Annotated in this window: 21 protein-coding genes; 7 read left to right on the plus strand and 14 right to left on the minus strand. The window is 66.4% G+C overall.

Going from position 1 to position 24,658, the window contains the following annotated elements; translation table 11 throughout:
• The first annotated feature begins 55 nt into the window (after positions 1 to 55).
• From B6S44_RS09560 to B6S44_RS09570, 3 genes are read left to right on the plus strand one after another with little or no spacing between them, the layout of a single operon-like run.
• Positions 56 to 1,096, plus strand: a complete 1,041-nt coding sequence (locus B6S44_RS09560; RefSeq protein ID WP_129156678.1) for an ABC transporter substrate-binding protein — start codon at positions 56 to 58, stop codon at positions 1,094 to 1,096.
• A 55-nt stretch (positions 1,097 to 1,151) separates the two neighbouring features.
• Complete coding sequence (locus B6S44_RS09565) at positions 1,152 to 3,341, plus strand: ABC transporter permease (RefSeq protein ID WP_129156679.1); 2,190 nt, start codon at positions 1,152 to 1,154, stop codon at positions 3,339 to 3,341.
• 9 nt (positions 3,342 to 3,350) lie between these two features.
• Positions 3,351 to 4,412, plus strand: a complete 1,062-nt coding sequence (locus B6S44_RS09570; protein WP_129156680.1) for an ABC transporter ATP-binding protein — start codon at positions 3,351 to 3,353, stop codon at positions 4,410 to 4,412.
• A gap of 9 nt (positions 4,413 to 4,421) precedes the next feature.
• On the opposite strand, the gene B6S44_RS09575 is transcribed toward B6S44_RS09570, so the two are convergent.
• From B6S44_RS09575 to B6S44_RS09620, 11 genes are read right to left on the minus strand one after another with little or no spacing between them, the layout of a single operon-like run.
• A complete protein-coding gene (locus B6S44_RS09575; protein ID WP_129156681.1) occupies positions 4,422 to 5,294 on the minus strand; it encodes a MipA/OmpV family protein in 873 nt (290 codons plus the stop codon).
• A 19-nt stretch (positions 5,295 to 5,313) separates the two neighbouring features.
• A complete protein-coding gene (locus B6S44_RS09580) occupies positions 5,314 to 6,690 on the minus strand; it encodes a sigma-54-dependent transcriptional regulator (protein ID WP_129156682.1) in 1,377 nt (458 codons plus the stop codon).
• The gene (locus tag B6S44_RS09585; RefSeq protein WP_129156683.1) at positions 6,687 to 8,414 is read right to left on the minus strand and encodes a sensor histidine kinase; all 1,728 of its coding nucleotides are present in this window, start codon (positions 8,412 to 8,414) and stop codon (positions 6,687 to 6,689) included. The genes B6S44_RS09580 and B6S44_RS09585 overlap by 4 nt, the downstream gene beginning before the upstream one ends.
• Before the next feature lie 58 nt (positions 8,415 to 8,472).
• Positions 8,473 to 8,892, minus strand: coding sequence for a DUF2147 domain-containing protein (locus B6S44_RS09590; RefSeq protein ID WP_129156684.1), 420 nt, complete (start codon positions 8,890 to 8,892; stop codon positions 8,473 to 8,475).
• The gene (locus tag B6S44_RS09595) at positions 8,889 to 9,281 is read right to left on the minus strand and encodes an EamA family transporter (RefSeq protein ID WP_164985773.1); all 393 of its coding nucleotides are present in this window, start codon (positions 9,279 to 9,281) and stop codon (positions 8,889 to 8,891) included. Before B6S44_RS09595 ends, B6S44_RS09590 begins: the two co-directional genes overlap by 4 nt.
• Positions 9,278 to 10,438 (minus strand): GNAT family N-acetyltransferase, encoded by a 1,161-nt coding sequence (locus tag B6S44_RS09600; protein WP_129156686.1) that lies wholly within the window; start codon positions 10,436 to 10,438, stop codon positions 9,278 to 9,280. The genes B6S44_RS09595 and B6S44_RS09600 overlap by 4 nt, the downstream gene beginning before the upstream one ends.
• Positions 10,435 to 11,280, minus strand: a complete 846-nt coding sequence (locus B6S44_RS09605) for an alpha/beta hydrolase (protein ID WP_206735121.1) — start codon at positions 11,278 to 11,280, stop codon at positions 10,435 to 10,437. Before B6S44_RS09605 ends, B6S44_RS09600 begins: the two co-directional genes overlap by 4 nt.
• 12 nt (positions 11,281 to 11,292) lie before the next feature.
• Entirely contained in the window at positions 11,293 to 11,655 is a 363-nt protein-coding gene (locus B6S44_RS29305) for an EamA family transporter (protein WP_164985774.1), read from the minus strand.
• A complete protein-coding gene (locus B6S44_RS29310; protein ID WP_164985775.1) occupies positions 11,652 to 12,575 on the minus strand; it encodes an arginase family protein in 924 nt (307 codons plus the stop codon). Before B6S44_RS29310 ends, B6S44_RS29305 begins: the two co-directional genes overlap by 4 nt.
• A 13-nt stretch (positions 12,576 to 12,588) precedes the next feature.
• Entirely contained in the window at positions 12,589 to 14,037 is a 1,449-nt protein-coding gene (locus tag B6S44_RS09615; RefSeq protein ID WP_129156687.1) for an aspartate aminotransferase family protein, read from the minus strand.
• A complete protein-coding gene (locus B6S44_RS09620) occupies positions 14,030 to 14,722 on the minus strand; it encodes an MtnX-like HAD-IB family phosphatase (RefSeq protein ID WP_129156688.1) in 693 nt (230 codons plus the stop codon). Before B6S44_RS09620 ends, B6S44_RS09615 begins: the two co-directional genes overlap by 8 nt.
• 443 nt (positions 14,723 to 15,165) lie before the next feature.
• Here B6S44_RS09620 and B6S44_RS09625 point away from each other — a divergent pair, with 443 nt between their 5' ends.
• Genes B6S44_RS09625 through B6S44_RS09635 form a run of 3 tightly spaced genes read left to right on the plus strand, consistent with a single transcriptional unit; the run spans position 15,166 to position 21,518 of the window.
• A complete protein-coding gene (locus tag B6S44_RS09625; protein ID WP_129156689.1) occupies positions 15,166 to 15,951 on the plus strand; it encodes an IclR family transcriptional regulator in 786 nt (261 codons plus the stop codon).
• The gene (locus tag B6S44_RS09630; RefSeq protein ID WP_129156690.1) at positions 15,948 to 19,796 is read left to right on the plus strand and encodes a hydantoinase B/oxoprolinase family protein; all 3,849 of its coding nucleotides are present in this window, start codon (positions 15,948 to 15,950) and stop codon (positions 19,794 to 19,796) included. Before B6S44_RS09625 ends, B6S44_RS09630 begins: the two co-directional genes overlap by 4 nt.
• 48 nt (positions 19,797 to 19,844) lie before the next feature.
• Complete coding sequence (locus B6S44_RS09635) at positions 19,845 to 21,518, plus strand: OPT/YSL family transporter (protein ID WP_129156691.1); 1,674 nt, start codon at positions 19,845 to 19,847, stop codon at positions 21,516 to 21,518.
• Here B6S44_RS09635 and B6S44_RS09640 read toward each other — a convergent pair.
• Entirely contained in the window at positions 21,505 to 21,705 is a 201-nt protein-coding gene (locus B6S44_RS09640; RefSeq protein WP_129156692.1) for a hypothetical protein, read from the minus strand. The genes B6S44_RS09635 and B6S44_RS09640 overlap by 14 nt on opposite strands.
• Before the next feature lie 48 nt (positions 21,706 to 21,753).
• Between B6S44_RS09640 and B6S44_RS09645 the strand changes: the two genes are divergently transcribed.
• On the plus strand, positions 21,754 to 22,440 hold the full coding sequence (locus B6S44_RS09645) for an AroM family protein (RefSeq protein WP_206735122.1): 687 nt from the start codon (positions 21,754 to 21,756) through the stop codon (positions 22,438 to 22,440).
• 152 nt (positions 22,441 to 22,592) lie between these two features.
• Here the strand turns inward: B6S44_RS09645 and B6S44_RS09650 are convergent, their stop codons facing one another.
• Together B6S44_RS09650 and B6S44_RS09655 are read right to left on the minus strand one after the other, a co-directional pair.
• A complete protein-coding gene (locus tag B6S44_RS09650; protein ID WP_129156693.1) occupies positions 22,593 to 23,552 on the minus strand; it encodes a catechol 2,3-dioxygenase in 960 nt (319 codons plus the stop codon).
• On the minus strand, positions 23,549 to 24,658 hold the full coding sequence (locus tag B6S44_RS09655; RefSeq protein WP_129156694.1) for a 5-methyltetrahydropteroyltriglutamate--homocysteine S-methyltransferase: 1,110 nt from the start codon (positions 24,656 to 24,658) through the stop codon (positions 23,549 to 23,551). Before B6S44_RS09655 ends, B6S44_RS09650 begins: the two co-directional genes overlap by 4 nt.

Below are 24,658 nucleotides of genomic sequence, written 5' to 3' on the forward strand. Positions count from 1 at the left end.
ACGGTCACTATCGACCCAATAAGAACAAGTCAGAACCAGACATCGGGAGGAAGACATGCTGTCATTGAACCGGCTTCGCGTCGGACTATTCGCGGCCGCGGCCACCGGAGCTGCTTTCGCCACCACTCCGGCCCAGGCCCAGGGCTCGCTCGTCATGTATTGCGGCGTGCAGGAGGAATGGTGCCGCGCCATGAGCGGCGCCTTCGAGAAGGAAACCGGCATCAAGGTCGCGATGACTCGCAAATCGGCCGGCGAGATCTACGCGCAGCTCAAGGCGGAATCGTCGAATCCACGCGGCGACATCTGGTGGGGCGGCACCGGCGACCCGCATCTGCAGGCAGCCGAGGAAGGCCTGACGCAGGACTATGAATCGCCCGCCAACAAGGACATGCACGATTGGGCGCTGGCGCAGTGGAACGCCGCCAAGAAGCGCTCGATGGGCATTTATGCCGGCGCGCTCGGCTTTGGCTACAACACCCAGCAGATCAAGGCCAAGGGCTTGAACGAGCCGAAATGCTGGGCCGACCTGCTCGATCCCAAGCTCAAGGACGACGTCCAGGTCGCTGATCCGAACTCGTCGGGCACCGCCTACAACCTGCTCGCGACCGTCGTCCAGCTCATGGGCGAGGACAAGGGCTTCGACTATCTGCGCGCTCTGCACAAGAACGTCAGCCAGTACACCAAGTCGGGCGCCGCCCCGGCCAAGGCGGCGAGCCTCGGCGAGACCGCCGTCGGCATCGTCTTCATCCACGACGCCGTCGTCTTCGCCGTACAGGGCGACCCCATCAAGGCCGTCGCCCCTTGCGAAGGCACCGGCTACGAGATCGGCTCGATGTCGATCGTCAAGGGCGCCCGCAATCTAGACAACGCCAAGAAGTTCTACGACTGGGCCCTGACCCCGGCGGCGCAGGCGCTGGCGGCCCCAGCCAAGTCCTATCAGGTGCCCTCGAACAAGAATGCGCCGGTGCCGGCGCATGCCCCGAAGATGTCGGAGATGAAGCTGATCAACTACGACTTCGTCAAATACGGTTCCTCGGCCGAGCGCGTTCGCCTGCTGACGAAGTGGGACAAGGAGATCAAGGCGCTCCCCAAGTGAGCACCCGAGTGATCGCAGACTGATCGCGGCCATCTGAGACGAGAGGCGAGAGACGATGCGTCCCGCGACGAGGCTTGCGCTGCTGGCCGGCTGGCTCGGCTATGTGCTCATCCCCTGGTATCTGCCCGAGGGGATGAGCCTCGCGGGGTACCCGTTCGGCAAGAGCGGCACGGCGCTCGCTCTCGCACTCTCGGGAGCGGCGCCCTGGCTGCTGCCGATCGGCATTGCCCTCGTCCTCGCCAGCCTGCTCGCCGCCCGGCAGGAGAATGCCGGGACAGGCAAGCTCCTCGCCTGGATCGGCCTTGCCGGGCTCGTCGTCTTCTTCGCTCAAGGCTTTGCTATCACGCTGAAAGACCAGGGCATGCCGGCGTTGGCAGCCCTGCTCGGTGGAGCCGGCGCGGCCCAGCCCGGCATGGGCTTCGGCGCACTGGTGACGCTAGTCTCCCTCTTGCTGCTGCTCTGCCACGGCCTGGCCTATCGCGGCCTCTGCCGTGGCGACATCTTCACGACGTCCTCGATCGGCATCGTCATCATGCTGATCGCGCTGTTCATCTTCCTGCCGGTCTCGACGATCCTGCGCAGCGCGCTGGTCGATTCCAGCGGCGCGCTCGTGCTCGGCGAATTCGTCACGCGCTTCCTCAGTCCGACGATCTGGGGCCTGGGCTGCCTCACCGCCAACACCAATTGCGGCGTCGCCTGGAACACGCTGATCCTCGCCGTGCTGACCGGCCTCATCACCACCCTGCTCGGCCTCGCCTGCGCCCTGCTGATCCTGCGCACCGGCATGCCGGGCAAGCGGGCGATGCGCCTGCTGACGGTGCTGCCGATCATCACGCCGCCCTTCGTCATCGGCCTGGCGCTGATCCTGCTCTTCGGGCGCTCCGGCCTATTCTCGACATTCCTGTTCGACTGGTTCGGCGTGCCGCGCTCACGCTGGATCTACGGCCTGCCGGGCGTTCTGCTCGCCCAGGTGCTCGCCTTCGCGCCGATCGCCTTCCTCGTGCTGATCGGCGTCGTGCAAGGCATCGCGCCGAGCTTGGAGGAAGCCTCGCAGACACTGGGAGCCAAACGCTGGACGACCTTCCGGACCGTGACCTGGCCGCTGCTGCGGCCCGGTCTCGCCAATGCCTTCCTGCTCGGCTTCGTCGAGAGCATGGCCGATTTCGGCAACCCGCTGGTGCTAGGCGGCAATTTCGAGGTTCTCTCGACCAAGATCTTCTTCGCGGTCGTCGGTGCCGCGCATAATCAGGGCCAGGCGGCGGTCCTCGCCGTCGTCCTGCTCGGCTTCGCGCTCGCCGCCTTCTGGGCCCAGCAATACTGGCTTGGCAGCAAGTCCTATACGACCGTCACCGGCAAAGGCGATTCCGGCCTGCCGACGCCGCTGCCGCGCCGGATCACCTGGATCTCCGCCCTCGTCATCGGCCCCTGGGTCGCGCTGACCGCTGTCATCTACATCGTCATCCTGATGGGCGGCTTCGTCAAGACGATGGGGCGCGACCATACGCCGACGCTGCAGCACTACATCACCGGCTTCTCGATCGATTTCAGCCGCGGCCTCTATTTCGACGGCTCGGCCTGGCCGTCCTTCTTCACCACGCTGAAGCTCGCCGCGATCTCGGCGCCGCTGACCGCGCTGATCGGCCTGCTCACCGCCTATCTGCTGACGCGTCAGCGCTTCGCAGGGCGCGGCGCGCTCGAATTCGCCACCATGCTGAGCTTCGCCATTCCCGGCACGGTGCTCGGCGTCGCCTATATCCTCGCCTTCAACGTGCCGCCGGTCGAGATCACCGGGACCGGGCTGATCCTGATCATCGCCTTCGTCTTCCGCAACATGCCGGTCGGCGTGCGTTCCGGCATCGCCGGCCTGTCGCAGATCGACAAGAGCCTGGACGAGGCCTCGGCGACGCTCTCGGCCCGCAGCTTCACCACGCTCTGGCGGGTGGTGCTGCCGCTGCTCCGCCCGGCTCTCGTCGCGGCGCTGGTCTACAGCTTCGTGCGCAGCATGACGACGGTCAGCGCCGTGATCTTCCTTGTCTCGGCCGAGTACAATCTCGCTACCGCCTATATCGTCGGCCGGGTCGAGGCCGGCGAGTTCGGTCTCGCCATCGCCTATTCCTCGGTGCTGATCGTGGTCATGGCGATCGGCATCAGCTTGATCCAGCTCGGCGTCGGCGAGCGCAAGCTCGGCCGACGCGGCACGCCCGCCCTTGCCTCCTCCGCCGCCGAGCCGATCAAACAAGGATAAGCGCTTCCCATGTCCAAGGCCGGCCCCGCCTCCGTCGAATTCCGCAATGTCAGCATGCGCTATGGCGCGGTAACGGCGGTGGACAATGTCAGCTTCACGGTCGAGGCCGGCAAGCTGGTGACGCTGCTCGGCCCATCCGGCTGCGGCAAGACCACGACGCTGCGGATGATCGCCGGGCTCGAGATCGCCAGCGAGGGCGAGATCCTGATCGGCGGCAAGGACGTCACAAGGCTGTCTGCCGCCGACCGCGACGTCAGCATGGTCTTCCAGTCCTATGCGCTCTTTCCGCATATGAACGTGCTCGACAACGCCGCTTACGGCCCGACCGTGAAGGGCCTGCCCAAGGCCAAGGCGCAGGAGCTGGCGCTGGAGAAGCTGGCGCTGGTCGGCCTCAAGGGCTTCGAGAAGCGCTACCCCTCCGAATTGTCAGGTGGCCAGCAGCAGCGCGTCGCGGTAGCCCGCGCGCTCGTGCTGGAGCCGCAGGTGCTGCTTTTCGACGAGCCGCTCTCCAATCTCGACGCCAAATTGCGCCGGCGCGTGCGCGAGGAAATCCGCGAACTGCAGCAGACGCTCAATCTGACCGTCGCCTATGTCACCCACGATCAGGAGGAGGCGCTCGCCGTCTCCGACCGCATCATCGTGATGTCGAATGCCCGCATCGCCCAGCAGGGCACGCCGCGCCAGCTCTATGAGGAACCCGCCGACGCCTTCGTCGCCGACTTCATCGGCGATGCCAACATGGTCGACGTCGCCGTGAAATCAGTCGCGGACGGGCGGGCAACGGTCGCGATCGGCCCGGCGAGCGTCTCGCTGCTGGCGCGCGGCCTGCAGCCTGGGCCGGCCAAGGCCGCGATCCGGCCGCAGAGCCTCCTGGTCTCGTGCCATGAGAGCCAGGGTGCACTGCCCGGGAACGTCCGCAAATGCGCCTATCTTGGCAACCATCTCGACCTGATGATCGAGACCGCCGTCGGCGAGCTTTTCGTCATCAGCCACGATGTCGACGACATGCTGGCGCCGGGCACGCCGGTCTGGCTCTCCTTCGCCAGCTCGGGCGTGATCCTGGTCCCCTGAACCGCGCCCTCAGCCACCGACGTGGAAGGAATAGCTCGCGCCGATGCCGACCGAGAACTGGTTGCGTTGCCCGATCGTGTCCACCAGCGGGGACTTGGCGGCCTCGCCGACCAAGCGGTCGTAGCGTGCGAACAGGGTCGTGGAGAAGCTCGGCGACCACGCATATTCCAGCGATGAAGCAAGGCCGACCGACTTGGCGCCGCCGCCAGGCTTGTAGGGAGTGACCAAGCCGTTGAGCGTAGCCTCATAGGGCAGGACGCCGAACTGACGGCGCATGAACGGGGCGCTCGCCAGCGACAGGCGCGGGCCGACGGCGAAGGTGAAGCTGCCGAACCGCTCCACCCAATCGGCCGAGAGATCGGCGACGACGCCATGATGACCGTTGAAGCCCTGGCGAACTTCGATGCGGGTGCGCAGCCGGTCGGGGACCACCCAATACTCGGCAAAAGCGCCCGCCTCGATCGTCCAGGGCACATCGCGCAGGCCGAAGAGCCTGGGGTTTGAGCTCGCATAACGGCCGGCGCGATAGCTGCCGACAACGCCGGCGCTGAAACGATCGGTCTCGTAGAGCGCGTAGTCGAGGCCATCATCGGGCGCGCTGAAGCCTGCCTCTTCGCCAGCCCGACGCCAGGAAATCGATGGCATGAAGGACGGGCCGGCCGAGCGTGCCCCGTCATATTTCGGGCCCATCTCGAAGGAGCCCCCCAGCGTGATGATCCAGCCCTTGGCCGGAGCCGGGTCCGTCATGACGCGCTTGTCGTCATCGTCATTCGCCAGCGCAGCTCCGCCGGCAAGAGCAAGCAGAGCAGCGGTCCCGACGAGGGTGACGGGCCGACGACGCAGGCTGCGGCGAGGAGGTTCGGGACGTGTGGAGGCAGGCATGGAAAGCAGTGTCCCGTCGTCAGTCCGCGATTGCGCGGCCCAGCTTGATACCGAGTTTCTTGATCCGGTGCCAAAGGCTTCGCTCGGCTATGCCTAGCAATTTCGCAGCCCTGACCTGCACGCCGTCGCTGCGCCTGAGCGCCTCGATGATGAAGTCGCGTTCGATCCGTTCGAGCTCGACGTCGAGATCGCGCGGCAGCCCGTCACGCTCGGTCCGGCGGTTGCCGCTGAACAGATCCTGCGGCAGATCAGTTGCATCGATCGTTTGCGTTTTCGTGACGATGATCGCCCGCTCGATGCAGTTGTGCAGCTCCCGGATGTTTCCGGGCCAGTCATAGGCGGTCATCGCCACCATCGCCGCCGGCGAGAAGCCTCTCGCACGCTTGCCCATCCCCTCCGCCAGCTCGGCCAGGAAATGCGAGGACAACAGCGGAATATCGTCGGCGCGATCGCGCAAGGGCGGCAGCAGGATCGGGAAGACGTTGAGTCGGTAGAACAGATCCTCGCGAAAGCTGCCTGCGTCGACGGCCTCGCGCATGTCCCGGTGCGTCGCCGCGATCAGGCGGACATCGACCGTCTGCGTGCGGGTCGCCCCAACCGGCTCGAAGCTGCGCTCCTGAATCACGCGCAGGAGCTTGGCCTGGATCGGCAGGGCCATGTCGCCGATCTCGTCCAGGAAGAGTGTACCGCCATCGGCGGCAGCGAAACGGCCGATCCGGTTGGCGAGCGCCCCGGTGAAGGCGCCTTTGACATGGCCGAAGAGTTCGCTCTCCAGCAGGGCCTCGGGGATCGCTGTGCAATTGACGGCGATGAAGGGTTTGTCGCGTCGCGGGCTGTTGAAGTGGATCGCACGGGCGACCAGCTCCTTGCCTGTGCCGCTCTCGCCGTTGAGCAGCACCGTCGCCTTCGTCTCGCAGACCTCCGTGACCTGTTCGATCACACGGCGGAAAGCGGCGCTGTTACCGATCAGCGTATCGAAGCTGTAGCGGCCTTCGAGCTCGCTGCGCAGCCGCTCATTGTCGCGCACGACATCGGCAAGGCGCAGCGCCCGCCTGATCGTGGCCGAGACATCGTCGATCTCGAAGGGCTTGGCGATGTAGTCGAAGGCGCCCTCCTTGACCAGGTCGACCGCATCGCGCACCGCCGCGAAGGCAGTGATGATGATGACCGGGACTTCCGGCCAGCGGCTGCGGACCTCGCGCAGCAGCGCCCGACCATCCATCACCGGCAGCCTCAGATCTGTCAGGACGAGATCGAAGCGAGTTTGTTCGAGCTCGGCGAGCGCAGCACGCGCGCTGTGCACGGCCGTCGCACGGTAGCCGAGGTCCTCCAGAGCCGCCGCCAGCACATCGGCAAGCCGCACCTCATCGTCGACCACCAGGATGGACTGGCTCATGCAGCCACTCTCGGTTTCGCTCGCGGCAGCGTGATGGCGAAGGCAGCTCCCTGCCCCGGCACGCAGACGCAGGAGGTCGTACCACCATGGGCCTCAGCCACCGCCTGAACCTTGGCGAGGCCGAGCCCGGTGCCCTTGGCCTTGGTGGTGAAGAAGGGATTGAATATCTCGTGGTGGATCGCCTCCGGCACGCCTGCCCCCTCATCTCGGATGGTAAGCGAGACGGTCTCGCCAGTGGCGCTCACGGTCGCCTGGATCATGCCTCCGTCCGGCATGGCGTCGATCGCATTGAGGATGAGGTTCAGACAGGCCTGGTACAGCTGGTCGGGGTCGCCGAGGACGGTTGCACCATTGCTGCGGTCCTCGATCGCCAGCCGGATCTTCTGGCGGCCGAACTCCGGGGCTGCGATCGCCGCGACACGATCGATCACCGCACGGAAGGGCAACTCGACCTTCACCGGCGGCTTGGGTTGCGCGAAGTCGAGGAAGTCGCGCACCAAGGTCTCGATGCGACGCACTTCGTCGATAACATAGCCCAGCATCTTCTCTTCCGCGCCGCCGAGCTTGGCGCGGTTGCGGACGACTTCCGTCGAGGTCTTGATGATCCCCAGCGGATTGCGCACCTCATGGGCGATCACCATCGCCGCCTGGCCGAGTGCCGACAGCCGGTCCTTTCGCCTGAGTTCCGTCTCGAGGTCCTGCAGCTTGCCGAGCTGCTCGGCCATGCCGTTGAAACCGGCAGCGAGCTCGACGATCTCGCGCCCACCACCCGCCGAGACGCGCTGGCCGAAATCCCCCGCCGAGATCGCCCGCACGCCCTGTGTCAACGCGCGCAGGGGCCGCACCAGCAGATCCGACGTCAGGATGCCGACGACGATCGAGATCGCGCTGCCAAGCAGGAAGATACCGAGGAACAGGCTTTCCCGGCGGAGCTGCTCGAAGAACCCCGCCTCGCTGCGCATGCCGATGAAGCTGATCGCGACGAGCTCGCCGTCGATGCCGCGCAGGCCGGAATAAGCAGCGCGATAGGCGCCCCCGTCGGCCGCCGGCTCGAAGACCCCCTCTTCTCCTGCCTCAAGCCTCGCGCGCACGCTCGCCGGTACCGCGGTCGTACGATCGGGATGGGTCTGCATCACCAGCTCGAGCTGGCCATTGAAGAGCGCGAAGAGCCGGATCTCCAGCGAGGTCACCACCTTGATGCCGCCAAAGGAGCCCTCGTCGAGCCAGGTGCCGACCAGGATGTTGGCGGGCAGACCGCCGATCTGCACGGCCTGGACCGCCCCCGCCATGATCCAGCGTTTGCCGTCAGTCTCGATCCTGAACAGGCCGAGGCTGGTCTCCGCCGGCAGCGGACTGACGCTGTTGAAGTCGCGGGTCTTGAACAGGATGTCGCCACCGGGGCGATAGATCGCGATCAGATCGTAGCCGACCGAACTCAGCACCGCGAATTCGCGCTCGACCGTGCGCTGCATCTTGTGGTCGTCGGTGGTCTGCTCGAGCCGATGTCCGATCACGCCGGCGACACGCTGCGCCTCCTGCGTCGCCTCGGCGATCTCGAGCGCGAAGAAGCGCGAGGTCTCGCCGAGCCACTGCTCGACATTCTCCTCGAAGGCGTCCGAAATCAGCCTGGCCGCGATATAGGCGGACGCCATCATCGCCGGCACGCTGACCAGCATGAAGCCGATCACCAGCCTGAACCTGAGCGAGGTCATCCGTATCGACATGCCGGGACCCGTTCCATTCACCTCCGGCCGCCGATCAGCGACGTCATCCCAACCGACATCATGGCTGCCTCGACCAGGTGTCGTCGTCGCAGATCAGGCCGCCGAGCACGCAGCCGCGCATGACCAGGCTGCGGTGCGAGGTCAATTCGAGCGTGGTCCGATAGGTCTTGCCGTCGGCGGGATTGTAACCCTCGCCCTCAAGCGCCCCCTTCGCAGCCGGCTTGAATCCCGAGAGTACCTGGAGGCCGAGCAGAGAGCGCTGCCGCAACGCCTCATTCGGATTGAAGATGTCGAAGCGCTCCTGCTTCAGCCAGACGATCCTACCGCACAGTGCCGCCCCGCAGCGGCTGATCGTAACCTCCGACTCCCCATCGGAATCGCGCCAACGGCCGATGACGTCGGCCATCGGATCAGCAAGGGCCGGCAGCGTCACGAGCAACGCTGCGAATACCGAGGCCAGGCCAGTTCCACGCTTCATTCATCACTCCCGAGCAGAACCACGCCTGCGATGATCAATGCGATTCCTCCTGCACGTACCAGGTCGATCTGTTCGCCGAAGGTGAGCCAGGCCAGCAGCGGAACTGTGACATAAACCAGCCCCGTCATCGGGAAGGCACGGCTGAGCGGCATGTCGCGCAGGATCGCCATCCAGACGACAAAGGTGCCGATGTAGCCGAGCGTGGCGAGCCAGACTCCCGGCAGCGACACTGCCTTCGCCATCATCGCGAGGCCGAAATCCATGTCTCCGAGCCCGTCCGCACCCCACTTGAAGGCGAGCTGCGTGCCGGTATCGAGCACGACGAAGACGATCCAGATCGCGAGTTGGCGCGCCCATGGAGTCGTGGCCGGTGGCGAGATGCTGCTCATGCGGCCTTCTTTCGGGCGATTGCGGCAAGGTCGGGGTCGAAGCGCTCGAAGCCGAGCCAGGGGCTCAGCGAGCGCAACGCCCATTGCAGCGGCGCGAGCCGGTGCCGGACATGCAGGGTCGAGGGCACGAGCCGGCTGCCGAAGCGAAGCTTCGAGGCATAGGCTGTCTGGCCGCTCTGGAGCTTGTGGATGCCGCGCGCCAGGCAGAAGCGGACATTCGTCATCCAGCTGACGGCATAGAGATTATGGTCGCGCGCCAGCGGGTAGCGCATGCCCAGGAATTTATCGATCACCCGGTCGGGTTCGACCAACAGCAGGTTGAAGGCGGCGAGCTCCTCGCCGATCCAGTAGAGCACGAACACCGCCCGCTCGCCGAGCGCCCGCGAAACCGCGCCGAAATAACCGGGTGGCAGCACTTCGAGCTCGCCATAATCAAGCCCGCTCTGGGCCCGCGTCGCCTCGTAGAGCGCGTCGATCCTCGGCTCCAGCCCGGTGATGTCGGTATGGAAGGCGATGCGCACCTTGCCCGCCTTGGCGAGCTTGCGCCTGATGTCCTTGCGCGTCGCCGTCGAGAGCGCGGCGAGATAGGCGCCCTCGTCGGCGAAGGGCAGTTCGAGCAGCGCGACCGGCAGGCTGCCGAGCCGGGCAAAGCCGGCCTGCTGCAATGCCCCGCCAAAGCCGTCTTCCTCGGCCGGCGCCAGGTCCTTCCAGACCACGAGATGGGCCCTCTCCTCTGCAGCCTGCCGCTCCAGCGCGGCCGCGAGTGCCTGGAAGGCGGCGGCGCGCCCGGCGGCATCGAGCTTCGGCGAGAAGCCGAGATGGCAGCGCTCGGCATAGGGCGAGCCCACGCAGAGCACCTTCAAGGTGACGAGCCCCGGCACATGGCGGAACAGGGCGTCGCCGAAGCTCCTGAGCTTGCCCTGCAGCGGCGTGTCGAGCCGGTAGTTCAGCTGGAAGAACGGCGCCACCGCCACGACCTCCCCTCCCGCTTCGGCGCAGGCCGCCGCCATGCGCAGCCCGACGCCGCTCTCCGCGGCGACTGCGTCGCAGGCACTGTAGTAGGCGTGGCACTCGGCCTCGCCAGGAAGGCAGGCGTCCCAGGCAGCGGGCGCGATATCCGCGATACCAGCCAGGATACGACCCTGGACCATGGTCATTCGGCCGCCATGATATGCAGCGGCACCGCCGGCATGCGCGCCTTGGCGAGCCGGGCCGCCAGCGCCAGCGAGCGCTCGATCACGATCTCATGCTGCTGGTCGATGGTGACCAGGTGATAGCTGTCGTCGAGGATCACCGCATCGACCAGCCCGCCGAGCTTGCGCTGGATCTCGAAGGCGTTCGAGAGATCGGCGATGTCGTCCTCGCGCGGATGGACCAGCAGCGCCGGGCATTTGACCAAGGCCAGTTCCCGGCGCGTGACCGCAATCAAATCCCACATCTCTTTCAGCGAGCCCGACGGTGTGCCGAGCAGGCCGGCCTCCGAACTGTCTCCACTCGCCAGCGACGAGACCACCAGGGCACGGGTGCGGGTATCCTTCAGCCCATAGGGCTCGCGTTCGACGAAGCGGTATTTGCGCCCGAACGGCGTGTGGATGAACCATTTCAGCAGGAAGGCGTAGCGCGGGATCGACCAGCCATCGTACCAGAGGGTCGGGGCATAGAGCGCGAGCCCATCCACCTGGCCCGGACGCTGGGCGGCGACATGCATCGCCAGCACCGCGCCCATGGAAAGCCCGCCGACGATCACCGTGTCGCAGATCGCGCGCATCCGCTCGAGCTCTGCGAATACGCTGTCCGTCCAGTCGCGCCAGCCGGTGGCGAGGATCTCGGCCTCGCCGGCGCAATGCCCGGCGAGCTGCGGGCAATGCACGGTGCGGCCGGCGCGATGCAGCGCGCGGGCGACGAAGCGCAGTTCGGTCGGCGTGCCGCCGAGGCCGTGGATGAGCAGGAAACCGGTTCGGTCACCAGCGAGGCGGACGCTGAAATCGCGCATGGTCATCGAAACTGTCCGTCAGGCGGTTCGGGCGACGATGATGACGCCGCAGGTGATCAGGAAGGAACCGAGCCATTGCCGGCGGCCGACGCGCTCGCCGAGGAAGACGGCGCTGGCCAGGGAAATGGCGAGGAAGTTGGCGCTGGCGATCGGGAAGGCGATCGAGAGCGGCACCTCCGCCAGGATGCGCAGCCAGATGAAGAACTCGGCGACGTAAGTTGCGATGCCGGCGGTGACCCAGCCGCAGCGTGCCATCGCAGCGGCTGTAGCGCGGAAATCAGCACCCTGCGGCAGCCTGTCGGCGCCGATCTTGAAGCAAATCTGGCCGGCAACGTCGCAGACGACCGACAGCACGAACCAGAGGATGATGGTGGTGCTCATGACAGCACTCGCTGGAAGCAGTCGATCAGGCTCGCATTGACACGGGCATTGATCGCGAGCTGCTCGGGTGTCGGCATGAAGCGCGGCGGATGATCGAAATAGGCCAGCGCCGCGCGGAAGGGATCGGAAAAGCGCGGCTCCGACCAGTCGCCGCAGACATCGGCGCCGACGATCTTGCGCTCGCTCGCCAGCCGTTCGATCGCAGCCAGCAGATGAGCGAGAGGCAGTTCGCCCTGGTCCCAATTGGTGCAGGCGTCGGCCGGTGCGAGCACATCCTTGTCGATCGTCAGCCAGACAGATGCGGTCGGGATCGCAGCGATCAACTCGTCGAGGAAGCCGGACCAATCCACTTCCGCAAGGTTGCGCCAGTGCAGATGGCCTCCCTGCTGGCGGAAGCTGTCGGCCTTGCCATAGTGGCCCCAGACCCGGGAGGGCGCATGCCGCCAGGGATAGAGCGCGATCCGCCCCTCGGCCACGGCCCTCAGATTGGCGAACTGCCATTCCGGCCGCACGAGATCGTCACTACAGGGGCCGATCGTCACGACCTTGCGCACATCAGGCAGCTCCAGCGCCCGATTGACCCAGGAGCCGCAATTCACCGTGGCGGGAAAGCTGACCCAGTCGGGATGGTTGTCGAAATGGACGACCGTGACCGGCTCCTCGACCCGGCTCAGCAGGACCGAGGTGACGTGATGGAAATCGCCGGAGCCGTAGAAGAAGACGGGTGCTCCCTCCCCTTCGCCATCCTGGCGGCCAAGGCGCTCAAGCAGTTCGGCCTTCGCCCGGCGACCCGCGACGATGCGCAGGGCGCCAGCGAGATCGGCGGCTTCGATGCGCGCGGCAGCACCGGCGTCGATATGCCGGCGCAGCGGCTCCTGAGCCGCCACGCTGCCGTCGAGATCGATCACGCGCAGGCGCAAGGCCCGTCTCCGCTCAGGCGTTCGCGACGCGGGCGAAGAGCTGGTCGAGCAGCTCGATCGCGAGGTCGATCTCGGCATAGCTCATGGTCAATGCCGGCGCGAGCGTGATGACGTTCTTGTAGTAGCCGCCGATGTCGAGCACGAGGCCATAGCGCTTGCCGCCGACCTCGAGGTCGGCCTTCATGCCCTCGTCGCACATCAAGTCGACCAGCCGCTTCGACGGGGTGAAGCTGTCATGCGGCTCGCAGATCTCGATCCGCAGCGCCATGCCGAGGCCGTCGACCTCGCCAACGATCTTGTGGCGCCGCTCCAGCCCCTTCAGCCCCTCGAGGAAATACGCGCCCTTGGCCATGACCATGGTCTCGTAGTCCTCTTCTTCCATCATCTTCATCGCCTCGAGCGCGACGGCGGTGCCGAGCGGGTTGGCATTGAAGGTCGAATGGGTCGAGCCGGGCGGGAACACGGTCGGGTTGATCAGCTCCTCCTTGGCCCAGATGCCGGAGAGCGGATTCAGCCCGTTGGTCACCGCCTTGCCGAAGACGATCACGTCCGGCTGCACGCCGAAGTGCTCGATCGACCAGAGCTTGCCGGTCCGGAAGAAGCCCATCTGGATCTCGTCGACGACGAGCAGGATGCCGTGCTGGTCGAGCACCTTCTTGAGCTCGATAAAGAAGTTCGGCGGCGGGATGACGTAGCCACCGGTGCCCTGCAGCGGCTCGACATAGAAGGCCGCGTACTCGGCCTCGCGGACCTTCGGATCCCAGACGCCGTTGTACTCGCTCTCGAACAGCCGGGCGAACTGCTGCACGCAGTGATGCCCGTATTCTTCCTTGCTCATCCCCTTGGGGCCGCGGAAATGGTAGGGGAACGGGATGAAATGCGCGCGCTCGCCGAAATGGCCGAAGCGGCGGCGATAGCGATAGGACGAGGTGATCGCCGAGGCGCCGAGCGTGCGGCCGTGATAGCCGCCCTCGAAGGCGAACATCAGGCTCTTGCCGTTCTTGGCGTTGCGCACGAGCTTGAGCGAATCCTCGACCGCCTGGGCGCCGCCGACATTGAAGTGGACGCGGCCCTTGGCGCCGAATTTGCGCTGCGCATCCCTCGCGATCATCGCCGCGAGCTCGATCTTCTCGCGGTGGAGATACTGGCTCGCCACCTGCGGCAGCGTGTCGATCTGGCGCTTCAGCGCATTGTTCAGGCGCGGATTGGCGTAGCCGAAATTGACGGCCGAGTACCACATCTGCAAATCGAGGAAGCGGTTGCCCGCCGCATCGAGCATGAACGAGCCCTCGCATCCCGAGAAGATCTTCGGGAACTGCGTGTAATGGACCGTATCGCCATGCGAGCAGTATTCGGCCTCGAGCGCGAGAAGGCGAGCCTCCTCCTCGGCGAGTGTCGCGGCAGGCGCAGCGGAAAGATCGACCTGCTCGGTGCGGTCGAGCAGGGTGAAGCCGTCATCCATTGATCATGTCCTTGCGGGCAGGGGCCACCGGCTCCGTCGCGGAGTCCGACAGCAGGGTTTCGAGGAGGCCGACGGCCTCGGAGAAGGTGTTGAACGGGCGGTGGCCGATGCCGTTGTCGCGGCAATGCGCGATCAGCCCGTTCTTGGCGAAAACGAGGTCGGCCTGGCCGGCCACGCAGAAATCGGAGCGGCCATCGCCGACCAGCAGGGTCAGCGGCCTACTCAGGCTGCTGGCGACGCGGCATTTGCAGGTGCCGCTCGCACAGCCGCCCGAGGGGTCGGCATGCGGCGAGCTCAGCCGCCAGCGATCGCCGGGCAGCGGCTCGATATGGTTGGCCACGACGGTGAGGCCGCTGAGGCCAGCGCGGCCTAGCAGCGCATGAATGGTGCGATCGAGCCCGTCCGAGACGACGGTGACCGGAATGCCGGCGCGCTGACCCAACCGCACGAAGGCGGCAAAGCCCCAATCGATCGCCAGTGAGGACACGAAGGTGTCGAACACGTCGGGCGAGGCGTGCAGCAGGGCGACCTGGCGTTCCATGCACTCACGCGAGCCGATCTTGCCGGCGACCCAATCCGCCTCGATCTCCTCCCAGCCCGGCCCCGCGAAACGCTGCAGCACTCGGTCGGTCGTATCCTCGCGTGAGATCGTCCCGTCGAAATCGACGATTGCCTGCCAGTTCATGCCTGCTGCGCTCCAGCCAATCCGCGCGCCGCTTCAGCAACCCCTGTGCCACAAGACAAATCATTGAAAACGCTAGCTTAAGAGAAATTCACACCGGTCGATCGACCGCTCTTTTTGGAGATTGCTCCAAATTTTGGAGCACCCGATTCATCCTATGGCCGGAGAGCTTGCGGGAGGATTGCGTGGCGAACGGTTCGTTCGCCGACGACGAGCGAACCGTGCGCTCGCGCCCCTTCTGGCGATCGTCGCGCTCGCGGATCGCGCGTCCGGCTAAGCGCACCCAGCCCGCTCCCGGCGCTTCCCCTCTCTTCAACGCGAACGATTCGGGCAGCCGCGGAGTCGGTCCGCGACACAAACGGTCTTGACTCATAGCCGCCTCAGCGTATTGTTCCTTTAATTGCAACTTAAGTTCCATTTATTAGAACTTCTTTGAAAGCAATCGGATGTCCATCCTGACGGCAGCCGCAGACGTGTTTCGTTGCTTCTCCCGCACGCGTCACGACGTGACCGTGACCGACCTCGTGTCCCTCCTCGGCATGCCCAAGAGCAACGCCTCGCGCCTGCTCAGGGCGATGCGCGACGAGGGGCTTCTGGAGACAGTCGGTGACAGCAAGCGCTACCGCCCGTCATTGCTGCTCGCCCAGGTCGGCCAGCTCTACCGCTTCGCCGCCTCGCTGATCGACCGCGCCGACGCCGTGGTCGGGCGCGTTTCCGACCAGATCGGCCATACCGGCTACATCAGCGTCCGCCGTGGCACCGAGATCATCGGCGTCACCGCCCACCCCGGCAGGCACGCGCTTCGAGTCGTCACCTCGATCGGCGACCGCATCCCGGCCTTCGCCTCCAGCACCGGTCGAGCCCTCCTCGCAAGGCTGTCCGACGCTGAAGTCCGCGCGCTCTACCCGGAAGGGTTCACCGCTCCGTCGCAAACCGCCCCACGCGACATGGACGAATTGCTGGTGCGCTTGGCCGAGACCCGCCGCGCCGGCTTCGCCGAGTCCCATGACGAGGCGGTGCGCGGCGTGCGGGCCATTTCGGTCGGCGTCGGCGACCCCACCACGGGCGACGAGGTCGCGCTCTGCATCTCCTTCCCGGCCGCGACGGTCGAGCCGGGCGAGCGTCTCGCCATCATTCGTTCCCTGGCCGAAGGCGCCGCCGAGATCGCGGCGCTGACGCAGGACAAGCGCTTCTTCCCCTTGAACCTCTCAAACGCGGAGACTGCTCCATGAGCAATCGCTGGCGCATCGGCTTCGACATCGGTGGCACCTTCACCGACTTCATCCTCTATGACGGTGAGGCGCGCTCGGTCCTCCTGCACAAGCGCCTGACCACGCCGCACGACCCGTCCGAAGCCGCACTGATCGGCCTTGGCGAACTCGTCGAGATGGCCGGAATCACGCTCGCCGATGTCGGCGACATCGTTCATGGGACGACCCTCGTCACCAACGCCGTGATCGAGCGCAAGGGCTCCAAGCTCGGCCTGATCACCACCAAAGGCTTCCGCGACATCCTCGAAATGGGGACCGAGCAGCGCTACGACATCTACGATCTCTTCCTGACTTTCCCCGACCCGCTGGTCTCGCGCGAGCATCGCCTCGAAGTGCCCGAGCGCATCGACCGCGACGGCAAGGTCGTGACCGCGCTCGATGCCGAGGCCGTCCGCAAGGCCGCCCGCGAGCTCGCCGCCGCCGGTTGCGAGGCGATCGCGATCTGCTTCCTCAACAGCTACCGCAATCCCGCGCATGAGCAGGAGGCCGGCCGCATCGTCCGCGAGGTCTGCCCGGAGCTGACCGTCTCCCTGTCGAGCGAAGTCGTCGCCGAGATCTGGGAATACCAGCGCTTCGTCACCACCGCCGCCAACGCTTATGTCCAGCCACTGATGCGGCGCTATCTGGAACGACTGGAGCGCGAGCTCTCCGCCCGCTCCTTCCGTGGCGCGCTGCGCTTGATGCATTCGGCCGGCGGCCTGGTCTCGCCCGAGACGGCGCGCACCTTCCCGATCCGCCTGCTAGAGAGCGGTCCGGCCGGCGGTGGTCTGGCCACCGCTCTGTTCGGCGAGCTCGCCGGCCACAAGGACGTGATCTCCTTCGACATGGGCGGCACCACCGCCAAGGCCTGCATGATCGAGGACGGCCGCGCCGAGATCGCGCCGATGCTCGAAGCCGGCCGCGTCAACCGCTTCGCCAAAGGCTCCGGCCTGCCAATCAAGGCGCCGGTGATCGACATGATCGAGATCGGCGCCGGCGGCGGCTCGATCGCGGCGATCGACGAGGTCGGCCTGCTCAAGGTCGGCCCGCATTCGGCCGGCTCCGATCCCGGCCCGGCCTGCTACGGCATGGGCGGCGTGAAGCCGACCGTCACCGACGCCAATCTCGTGCTCGGCTATTACGATCCCGGCTTCTTCCTCGGCGGGCGCATGGCGCTCGACCTGGACGCCGCGCGCAAAGCTGTCGCCACAGTCGCCAAGCCGCTCGGCCTCTCCGTCGAGCAAGCGGCCTGGGGCATCCACAAGGTCGTGGTCGAGAGCATGGGCGCGGCTGCCCGCGTCCATCTCGTCGAGAAGGGCAAGGACCCCCGCCACTACGCTATGGTCGGCTTCGGCGGCGCCGGCCCTGCCCACGCCGTCGACGTCGCCCGCGTGCTCGGCGTCAAGCAGGTCATCATTCCGCCAGCCTCGGGCGCGGCCTCGGCGCTCGGTTTCCTCGCCGCACCACTCTCCTTCGACCAGGTACGCTCGTTGCCGGTCGAGTTCTCCGAAGGCTTCGACGCCGCGGCCGTCAATCGCGTGCTGACCGAGCTGGAAGAAGAGGGGCGCAAGCACCTGATCGAAGCCGGGGTGAAGTCCGGCGACGTCACGGTCGAGCGCTCGGCTGATATGCGCCTCGTCGGCCAGATGCACGATATCGCCGTGCCTCTGCCCTCTGGCGCGATCGATGCGTCGAGCCTGGAAGCGATCCGCGCCGCCTTCAGCAAAACCTATTCAGCCCGCTACACCTCGGTCTATGAGGGCGCCCGGCTGGAGGCGATCAACTTCCGCGTCCGCTGCGCCGGCCCAGTACCGACGCTCTCGCTCTCCGGCGCGGCCGGCGGCGGCGATGCTGCGGCAAAGGTCAAGGGTGCCCGCCGCGCCTGGTTCGAGGGCGGCTGGAGCGAGGCCGAGGTCTATGACCGCTACGCCCTGCGCTCGGGCGATACGATCAGCGGCCCGGCGATCATCGAGGAGCGCGAGGCGACCACGATCGTCCCGCCGGGCGACAGCGTCACCATCGACGATGTCCTGAACCTGATCATCCATGTCGGCCAGGCCAATGCCGTCGAAACCACGATCACCGCCGACATGCCGCTGGCCGAGGCGGCACGGCGCATCGAGGCCGATCCGATCTCGCTCGAGATCATGTGGAGCCGGATGATCAACGTCGTCGAGGAGATGTGGCTGACCGTTTGCCGCACCGCCTTCTCGCTGGTGATCTCGGAAGCGCAGGATTTCGCCTGCGAGCTGCTCGACCCCGAAGGCGAGACGCTGGCGCATTCGCCGCGCGCCATGCCGGTCTTCAACTTGACCCTGCCGCGCGCGGTGAAGGCGCTGCTGGAGCGCTATCCGGCCGAGACGCTGAAGCCCGGCGACGTCCTGATCACCAACGATCCCTGGCTCTGCGCCGGCCATCTCTTCGACATCGCCATCGTTACCCCGGTCTTCCTCGGCAACCGCGTCGTCGGCCTGATGGGCACGGTCGGTCATGTCTCGGACATCGGCGGCACCAAGGACTCGCTGCGCGCCCGCGAGATCTACGAGGAGGGCTTCCAGATCCCGCCGATGAAGCTCTACGAGGCCGGCAAGATCAACGAGACGCTGGTCCGCCTGCTCGCCGAGAACGTCCGCAACTCCGAGCAGGTGCTCGGCGACCTGCACTCCTTCGTCGCGGCCAACGCGATCGGCGCCGAGCGGCTGGCGTCCTTCCTGACCGATTACGGCATGCAGGACCTCAGGGCGCTCGCCCATGTCGTGCAGAGCCGCTCGGAAAAGGCGATGCGCGAGGCGATCCGCGCGCTGCCGGACGGCATCTATCACGGCACGGTCTCGAACAACCCGCTCGGCACGCCGATGACCTATCCGCTGGCGCTGACGGTCAAGGAGGACACCATCCATCTCGACTTCGCCGGCGCGCCGCCGCAGCTGCCGCAGGGCGGGCTGAACTGCACCCTCAACTACACGATGGCGCACGCCACCTACCCGCTGAAGTGCATGCTGACCCCGTCGGTGCGCGGCAATGCCGGCTGCTACCGCGCCTTCTCGATCGACGCGCCCAAGGGCTCGATCCTGAACTGCGACAAGCCGCTGGCGGTCAACCTGCGCACCCGCACCGGCTGGTACCTCGCGCCCAACATCTTCCGCGCTCTGTCGCAGGCGGCCCCGAAGCAGGTCCAGGCCTTCACCGGTCTGCCGGTGGCGGCCAGCGTCTATGGCCGCGACCAGGTCGGCGACACCTATTCAGACATGCTCTTCGTCGGCGGTGGCCAGGGCGGCTCGGCCCATGGCGATGGCAAGTCGGGCCTGCTCTACCCGACCTCGGCCGCCAACACCTCGATCGAGACCTTCGAATCGCGCGTGCCGGTGCTGGTGGTCGAAAAGACCTATCTCGCCGACTCCGGTGGCGCCGGCCGCCAGCGCGGCGGCCTCGGCCAGCGCGTGCGCCTGCGCAAGCTCTCCGATGACGGCCTGCCGACGCTGGTCTCGCTCTATCCGGAAGGGGTCAACAACCCGATCCCGGGTCTGTTCGGCGGCAAGGCCGGCGGCGGCGCATCCGGACGCGTCATCGACGAGCAGGGCCATGTGCTGAAGGACGTCGGCACCGGCGACCTCGTCCAGGTCAAGCAGCCGCATGAGATCGTCGAGCTCGTGCTCGCCGGCGGCGCCGGCTACGGCCCGGCCGCGGAGCGTCCGCGCGAGGCGATCGCCCGCGACATCGCCCTCGGCCTCGTCTCGCCGGAAGCGGCCAAGCGCGACTACGGCGTGCATGCCGCCCATGCTTCCCAGGATGTCGGCGAAGCCAAGACCGGCATCCTTGTTGCCTGACTGATCAAGCGAAAGACGCCCGCTGGGGCCAATAAGGGGACGTAGGGCATGACCAACCAAACCGAGGGAGTGCCTCGGCGGCACCCAAGCCTGTTCGAGCCGGCGACGCTGGCGCTGATCGCGATCCTCTGCGTCTTCGGCGCGATCATCGGGATGCAGCTCCTGGTGTCGCTGGGGATCACCGCGAACACCTCGCTGATCGGCGCGCTCGCCGCCATGGCGCTGGCGCGCGTGCCGCTGGCGATGTTCGCGCGCTATCGCTCGATCCACGTCCAGAACCTGGCCCAGAGCGCGATCTCCTCGGCCACCTTCGGCGCGGCGAACAGCCTGCTCCTGCCGGTCGGCATCCCCTGGCTGCTCGGCCGCCCCGACCTCGTCCTGCCGATGCTGGCGGGCGCCTTCGCCGCGATGCTGCTCGACGGCTACCTGCTCTACCGGATGTTCGATTCCCGCGTCTTCCCGGCCACCGGCGCCTGGCCGCCGGGCGTCGCCGCCGCAGAGGCGATCAAGGCCGGCGACGAGGGCGGCCGCAAGGCGGTGCTGATGGGCGTCGGCTTCGTCACCGCCATCCTCGTAGGCTTCGTCAAGGTGCCGCTGGCCTGGATCGGCTTCGCCGGCTCGGCCGCGATGTCGAGTATCCCGATGTCAGCCTTCGGCGTCGCCTTCATCGGCAATATCTGGGCACTGGCCATGTTCGGCATCGGCCTGTTACTGCGCGGCTATTCCAGCCAGATCTTCGGCGGCCCGCTCTTCGAGACCATCATCCCCAAGGGCGATCTGATGGCCGCCTACATCCCGCACGGCTTCATGATCGGCGCCGGCCTCGTCGCGCTGCTGCAAGTCGGCATGCTGCTCTTCCGCCGCGACGAAGCCCAGAAGCAGGCCGAGGCCGCCTCGGGCACCTCGGATGCGCAGGTGAAGCGCGCGCTCGGTCTCGGCACGATCGGCTATCTCGTCATCGCCGTCTTCATCGCGCTGGTCGGCGGGCTGATGACCGACATGTCGATCGGCATGCTGATCCTGTTCGTGCTCTATGCCGCCTTCGCGGCCTATGTGCACGAGCTGATCGTCGGCCTCGCCGCGATGCATTCAGGCTGGTTCCCGGCCTTCGCCGTGGCGCTGATCACCCTGATCATCGGCATGCTCATCGGCTTCCCGATGCCGGCGCTGGCGCTGCTCGTCGGCTTCTCGGCCGCGACCGGGCCTGCCTTCGCCGACATGGGCTACGACCTCAAGGCCGGCTATCTCCTGCGCGGCAACGGCGCCGACCCCGCCTTCGAGCGCGAAGGCCGCCGCCAGCAGCTCTTCGCCGCGATGTTCGCCTTCGTCATCGCCGGCGCGGTCGTGCTGGTCTCCTACCAGTCCTTCTTCGACCGGAACCTCGTCGCCCCCGTCGACAAGGTCTATGCCGCGACGATCAAGGCCGGCGTCGCGCCCGGCGTCGCCTGGCAGCTCTTCCTCTGGGCGATCCCCGGCGCGATCCTGCAATTCGTCGGCGGACCGAAGCGCCAGATCGGCGTGCTCTTCGCCACCGGCCTGTTGATCAACTTCCCTATGGCGGGCTGGGCGGTGCTGGCCGGCATCCTCTGCCGGCTGATATGGGAGAAGCTGCGCGGCTCGTCCGGCGAAGGCGACATGGAGGTCTTCGCAGCAGGCATCATCGCAGGCGACGCGATCTTCTCCTTCTTCGACTCCGTCTCGAAGAACTTCAGGAAGCCTTGAGGATCAACGTCGTCTTTCCGGGGCATCGCGCAGCGATGAGCCCGGAACCCATGAACACCGCCCTTTCCGTCATGGTCGGGCTTGTCCCGACCATCCACGTCTTCGCTTCGCTGATCGAGCAGATGTTCAAGACGTGGATGCTCGCCACAAGGGCGAGCATGACGAACTGGAGCAGCGTCGTGGCCATGGATTCCGGTCTCGTTACTGCGCAACGCCCCGGAAAGAGGCACGCAAAGTGAAGGGCCTCGCCATGGGCAAGCTCGGCACCCTCACCATCGGCCAGGCGCCGCGCGCCGACATCACGCCGATCCTCGATGCGGTGCTCGCTCCCGGGCTGCCACGGCTCCATGCTGGCGTGCTCGACGGACTGTCGCAGGATCAGATCACCAACGATTTCGCGCCCGAACCCGGCGGCGCACTCCTCATCACCAAGCTGCTCGACGGGACTTCGGTCGTCATCGATCGCAGGCGCACCGAGCGGGCCGCGCAAGCCAAGCTCGCCATGCTGGAAGAGGCCGGCTGCACCACGATCCTGATGCTCTGCACCGGGCATTTCGCGAGCCTGGCCACCAAGCGCGCGCGGCTGATCGAGCCCGACCGCATTCTGCCTCCCACCGTCGCGGCGCTGGTTCAGGATGCTCAACTAGGCATCATCGTGCCGCTCGCCGAGCAGATCGCCTCGGAGGCCGGGAAATGGACGCCGCTCGCCTGCTCGCCGATCTATGCCGCCGCCTCGCCTTATGGTGGCGACAGCTTATCCGTTGCAGCTGCGGCGCAAGACCTGGCCGAGCGCGGCGCACAGATCCTGCTGATGGACTGCATGGGCTTCGTCGAGCGCCATCGCCAGGAGGCGGCCACCGCCGGCCTCCCGGTCATCCTGTCGAACGCACTGATCGCCAAGATCGTCTCGGAAGTGGTTTGAGATTTCTCTCTGACCTGACTCCCCAAGCCCTCATCCTGAGGAGGCCGCACAGCGGCCGTCTCGAAGGATGCTACAGGAGGCTCACGAGGTATCTGGAGCATCCTTCGAGACGCAGCCTTCGGCTGCTCCTCAGGATGAGGGCTGTGGGTTCTCTACCCCTTCGCCGACGGCGGCGTGCCGTGGGTGTGAAAGCTCTCGATCGTCTTCAGCCCCCAGGCCTGCCCTTTCTTCCGCTCCTCTTCCGTCCAGGTCACGGTCTGCCAGTCCGGATCGAGGATCAGGCGCGCGCCGGCATTGGCGATCTCGACGCGGTTTCCAGCGGGTTCGTAGACATAGAGGAAGAAGGTCTGCTGCACCGCGTGCTTGTGCGGGCCGGTCTCGATGAAGACGCCGTTCTCGAGGAAGAGATCGGCCGCCTCGAGGATGTGCTCGCGCTGGTCGACGGCATAGGTCACATGGTGGAAGCGCCCGCGTGCCGGCGTGTGGTCGCGGGTATAGGCGATGTCGTAGCTCTTATTGTTGACGGTGAACCAGCAGCCGCCGACCTCGCCGGAATCGAGCACGATCTGCTCGGTGACGCGGCTCCCCAGCGCCTTCGGCATGAACTCGCGGATCGCCGCGACGTCCTGCGCCAGCAGGTTGAGATGGTCGAGCCGGCGCACAGCGCAGCCGCGGCCATGGTTGCGCTGTGCCTGGTTCTTCAGGGCCGGCCGCTCCGTCTCAGGAGCGGCATACTTGTTGGTCTCGAAATAGATCTCGAAGACGTGCTCGTCCGGATCGCGGAAGCGATAGGCCCGGCCATGACCGAGATCGCCCTCGGTCCAGCCGATGCCGCAGCCCATCGCCTCGATCGCCGCGACACGTCGCAGCAACCCCGCCTCGCTGCTGGCGCGGTAGCCGATATGGCCGACGCCGGTCGTCTTCGCCGCAGTGAGCTTCAGCGTGTGGAACTCGTAGTCGTCCCAGGCGCGCAAGTAGACGCTGTCACCCTCGCGCCCGCTCTCCGTCAGCCCGAAAATGTCGACGAAGAAGTCGAGGCTTTCTTGCGGCTTGTCGGTGAAGAGCTCGACATGGCCGAGATGGGCGATGTCGAAGCACGGCTCCCCGCTCATCCCCAGACTTCCTTCGCCACCTCGAGGATACGCGAGAGCTTGGCCCACTGCTCCTCCTCCGCCAAGACATTGCCTTCCTCGGTCGAGGCGAAGCCGCATTGCGGCGACAGGCAGAGCTGCTCCAGCGGCGCGAACTTGGATGCCTCCTCGATCCGGCGCTTGAGATTGTCCTTGCTCTCGATTTCCCCGAACTTCGAGGTCACCAGCCCGAGCACGACCTGCTTGTCGCCCTTGGGCAGGAAACGCAGCGGCTCGAAACCACCCGAGCGGTCGTCGTCCCACTCCATGAAATAGCCGTCGACATTGATCTCGTTGAAGACCATCTCGGCGACCGGCTCGTAGCCGCCCGAGGCGATGAAGGTCGACTTGAAATTGCCGCGGCAGGTATGGGTGGTGATCTGCATGTCGGCGGGCTTGGCCTTGAGCGCCGCATTGAGCACGTCGCGATAGATGAAGATCAGTTGCTCAGGATCGTCGCCGCGCTCGGCCAGCATCTTGCGCTGCTCGGGATCGCAGAAATAGGACAGGCTGGTGTCGTCGAGCTGGAGATAGCGGCAGCCGGCATCGTAGAAAGCCCTGATCGCCTTGGCGTAGGCCTTGCCGAGATCGTCGTAGTAGTCCTCGACCCTGAGATAGGCGCTGGGATCGATCGCCTTCCGTCCACCGCGATAGTGCAGCATGGACGGGCTCGGGATCGTCATCTTCGGCACGCGATTGGTGACCGAAGCCAGGAACTTGAAATGGGCGAGATGCGGGTGATCGTCCGGGAAGTCGAGCTTGCCGGTGACGCGGACTGCATGCCCCTTGGTGCTGACGCCCTTGAACTGGATGCCTGAATCGGTCTCGAAGCTGGTGACGCCGGAGAAGCCGTCCAGGAAGTCGAAATGCCAGAAGGCGCGGCGGAACTCGCCGTCGGTGACCGCCTGCAGGCCGAGCTCCTCCTGCTTGCGGACGAGCTTTTTGATCTCCTCGTCCTCGATCGCGGTCAGCTCGGCCTGCCCGATCTCACCGGCCGCGAGCTTGGCGCGGGCCTCCTTGACCGGCGCACTGCGCAGCAGGCTGCCGACCATGTCGCCCCGGAACGGCGGCTTCTGTCTCTGGCTCAT

This window comes from Allobosea sp. Tri-44 (assembly GCF_004123845.1).
Lineage (GTDB): Bacteria > Pseudomonadota > Alphaproteobacteria > Rhizobiales > Beijerinckiaceae > Allobosea.

What these genes read in the sequence shown, in the direction of transcription:
- B6S44_RS09585 (WP_129156683.1), bottom strand. Translation starts at nt 8,414, where the DNA reads ATGTCGATACGGATGACCTCGCTCAGGTTCAGGCTGGTGATCGGCTTC.
- B6S44_RS09630 (WP_129156690.1), top strand. Translation starts at nt 15,948, where the DNA reads ATGAGCAATCGCTGGCGCATCGGCTTCGACATCGGTGGCACCTTCACC.
- B6S44_RS09615 (WP_129156687.1), bottom strand. Translation starts at nt 14,037, where the DNA reads ATGGATGACGGCTTCACCCTGCTCGACCGCACCGAGCAGGTCGATCTT.
- B6S44_RS09595 (WP_164985773.1), bottom strand. Translation starts at nt 9,281, where the DNA reads ATGAGCAGCATCTCGCCACCGGCCACGACTCCATGGGCGCGCCAACTC.
- B6S44_RS09565 (WP_129156679.1), top strand. Translation starts at nt 1,152, where the DNA reads ATGCGTCCCGCGACGAGGCTTGCGCTGCTGGCCGGCTGGCTCGGCTAT.
- B6S44_RS09570 (WP_129156680.1), top strand. Translation starts at nt 3,351, where the DNA reads ATGTCCAAGGCCGGCCCCGCCTCCGTCGAATTCCGCAATGTCAGCATG.
- B6S44_RS09600 (WP_129156686.1), bottom strand. Translation starts at nt 10,438, where the DNA reads ATGACCATGGTCCAGGGTCGTATCCTGGCTGGTATCGCGGATATCGCG.
- B6S44_RS09620 (WP_129156688.1), bottom strand. Translation starts at nt 14,722, where the DNA reads ATGAACTGGCAGGCAATCGTCGATTTCGACGGGACGATCTCACGCGAG.
- B6S44_RS09575 (WP_129156681.1), bottom strand. Translation starts at nt 5,294, where the DNA reads ATGCCTGCCTCCACACGTCCCGAACCTCCTCGCCGCAGCCTGCGTCGT.
- B6S44_RS09640 (WP_129156692.1), bottom strand. Translation starts at nt 21,705, where the DNA reads ATGGCCACGACGCTGCTCCAGTTCGTCATGCTCGCCCTTGTGGCGAGC.
- B6S44_RS09590 (WP_129156684.1), bottom strand. Translation starts at nt 8,892, where the DNA reads ATGAAGCGTGGAACTGGCCTGGCCTCGGTATTCGCAGCGTTGCTCGTG.
- B6S44_RS09625 (WP_129156689.1), top strand. Translation starts at nt 15,166, where the DNA reads ATGTCCATCCTGACGGCAGCCGCAGACGTGTTTCGTTGCTTCTCCCGC.
- B6S44_RS09560 (WP_129156678.1), top strand. Translation starts at nt 56, where the DNA reads ATGCTGTCATTGAACCGGCTTCGCGTCGGACTATTCGCGGCCGCGGCC.
- B6S44_RS09635 (WP_129156691.1), top strand. Translation starts at nt 19,845, where the DNA reads ATGACCAACCAAACCGAGGGAGTGCCTCGGCGGCACCCAAGCCTGTTC.
- B6S44_RS29305 (WP_164985774.1), bottom strand. Translation starts at nt 11,655, where the DNA reads ATGAGCACCACCATCATCCTCTGGTTCGTGCTGTCGGTCGTCTGCGAC.
- B6S44_RS09605 (WP_206735121.1), bottom strand. Translation starts at nt 11,280, where the DNA reads ATGACCATGCGCGATTTCAGCGTCCGCCTCGCTGGTGACCGAACCGGT.
- B6S44_RS09650 (WP_129156693.1), bottom strand. Translation starts at nt 23,552, where the DNA reads ATGAGCGGGGAGCCGTGCTTCGACATCGCCCATCTCGGCCATGTCGAG.
- B6S44_RS09580 (WP_129156682.1), bottom strand. Translation starts at nt 6,690, where the DNA reads ATGAGCCAGTCCATCCTGGTGGTCGACGATGAGGTGCGGCTTGCCGAT.
- B6S44_RS09655 (WP_129156694.1), bottom strand. Translation starts at nt 24,658, where the DNA reads ATGAGCCAGAGACAGAAGCCGCCGTTCCGGGGCGACATGGTCGGCAGC.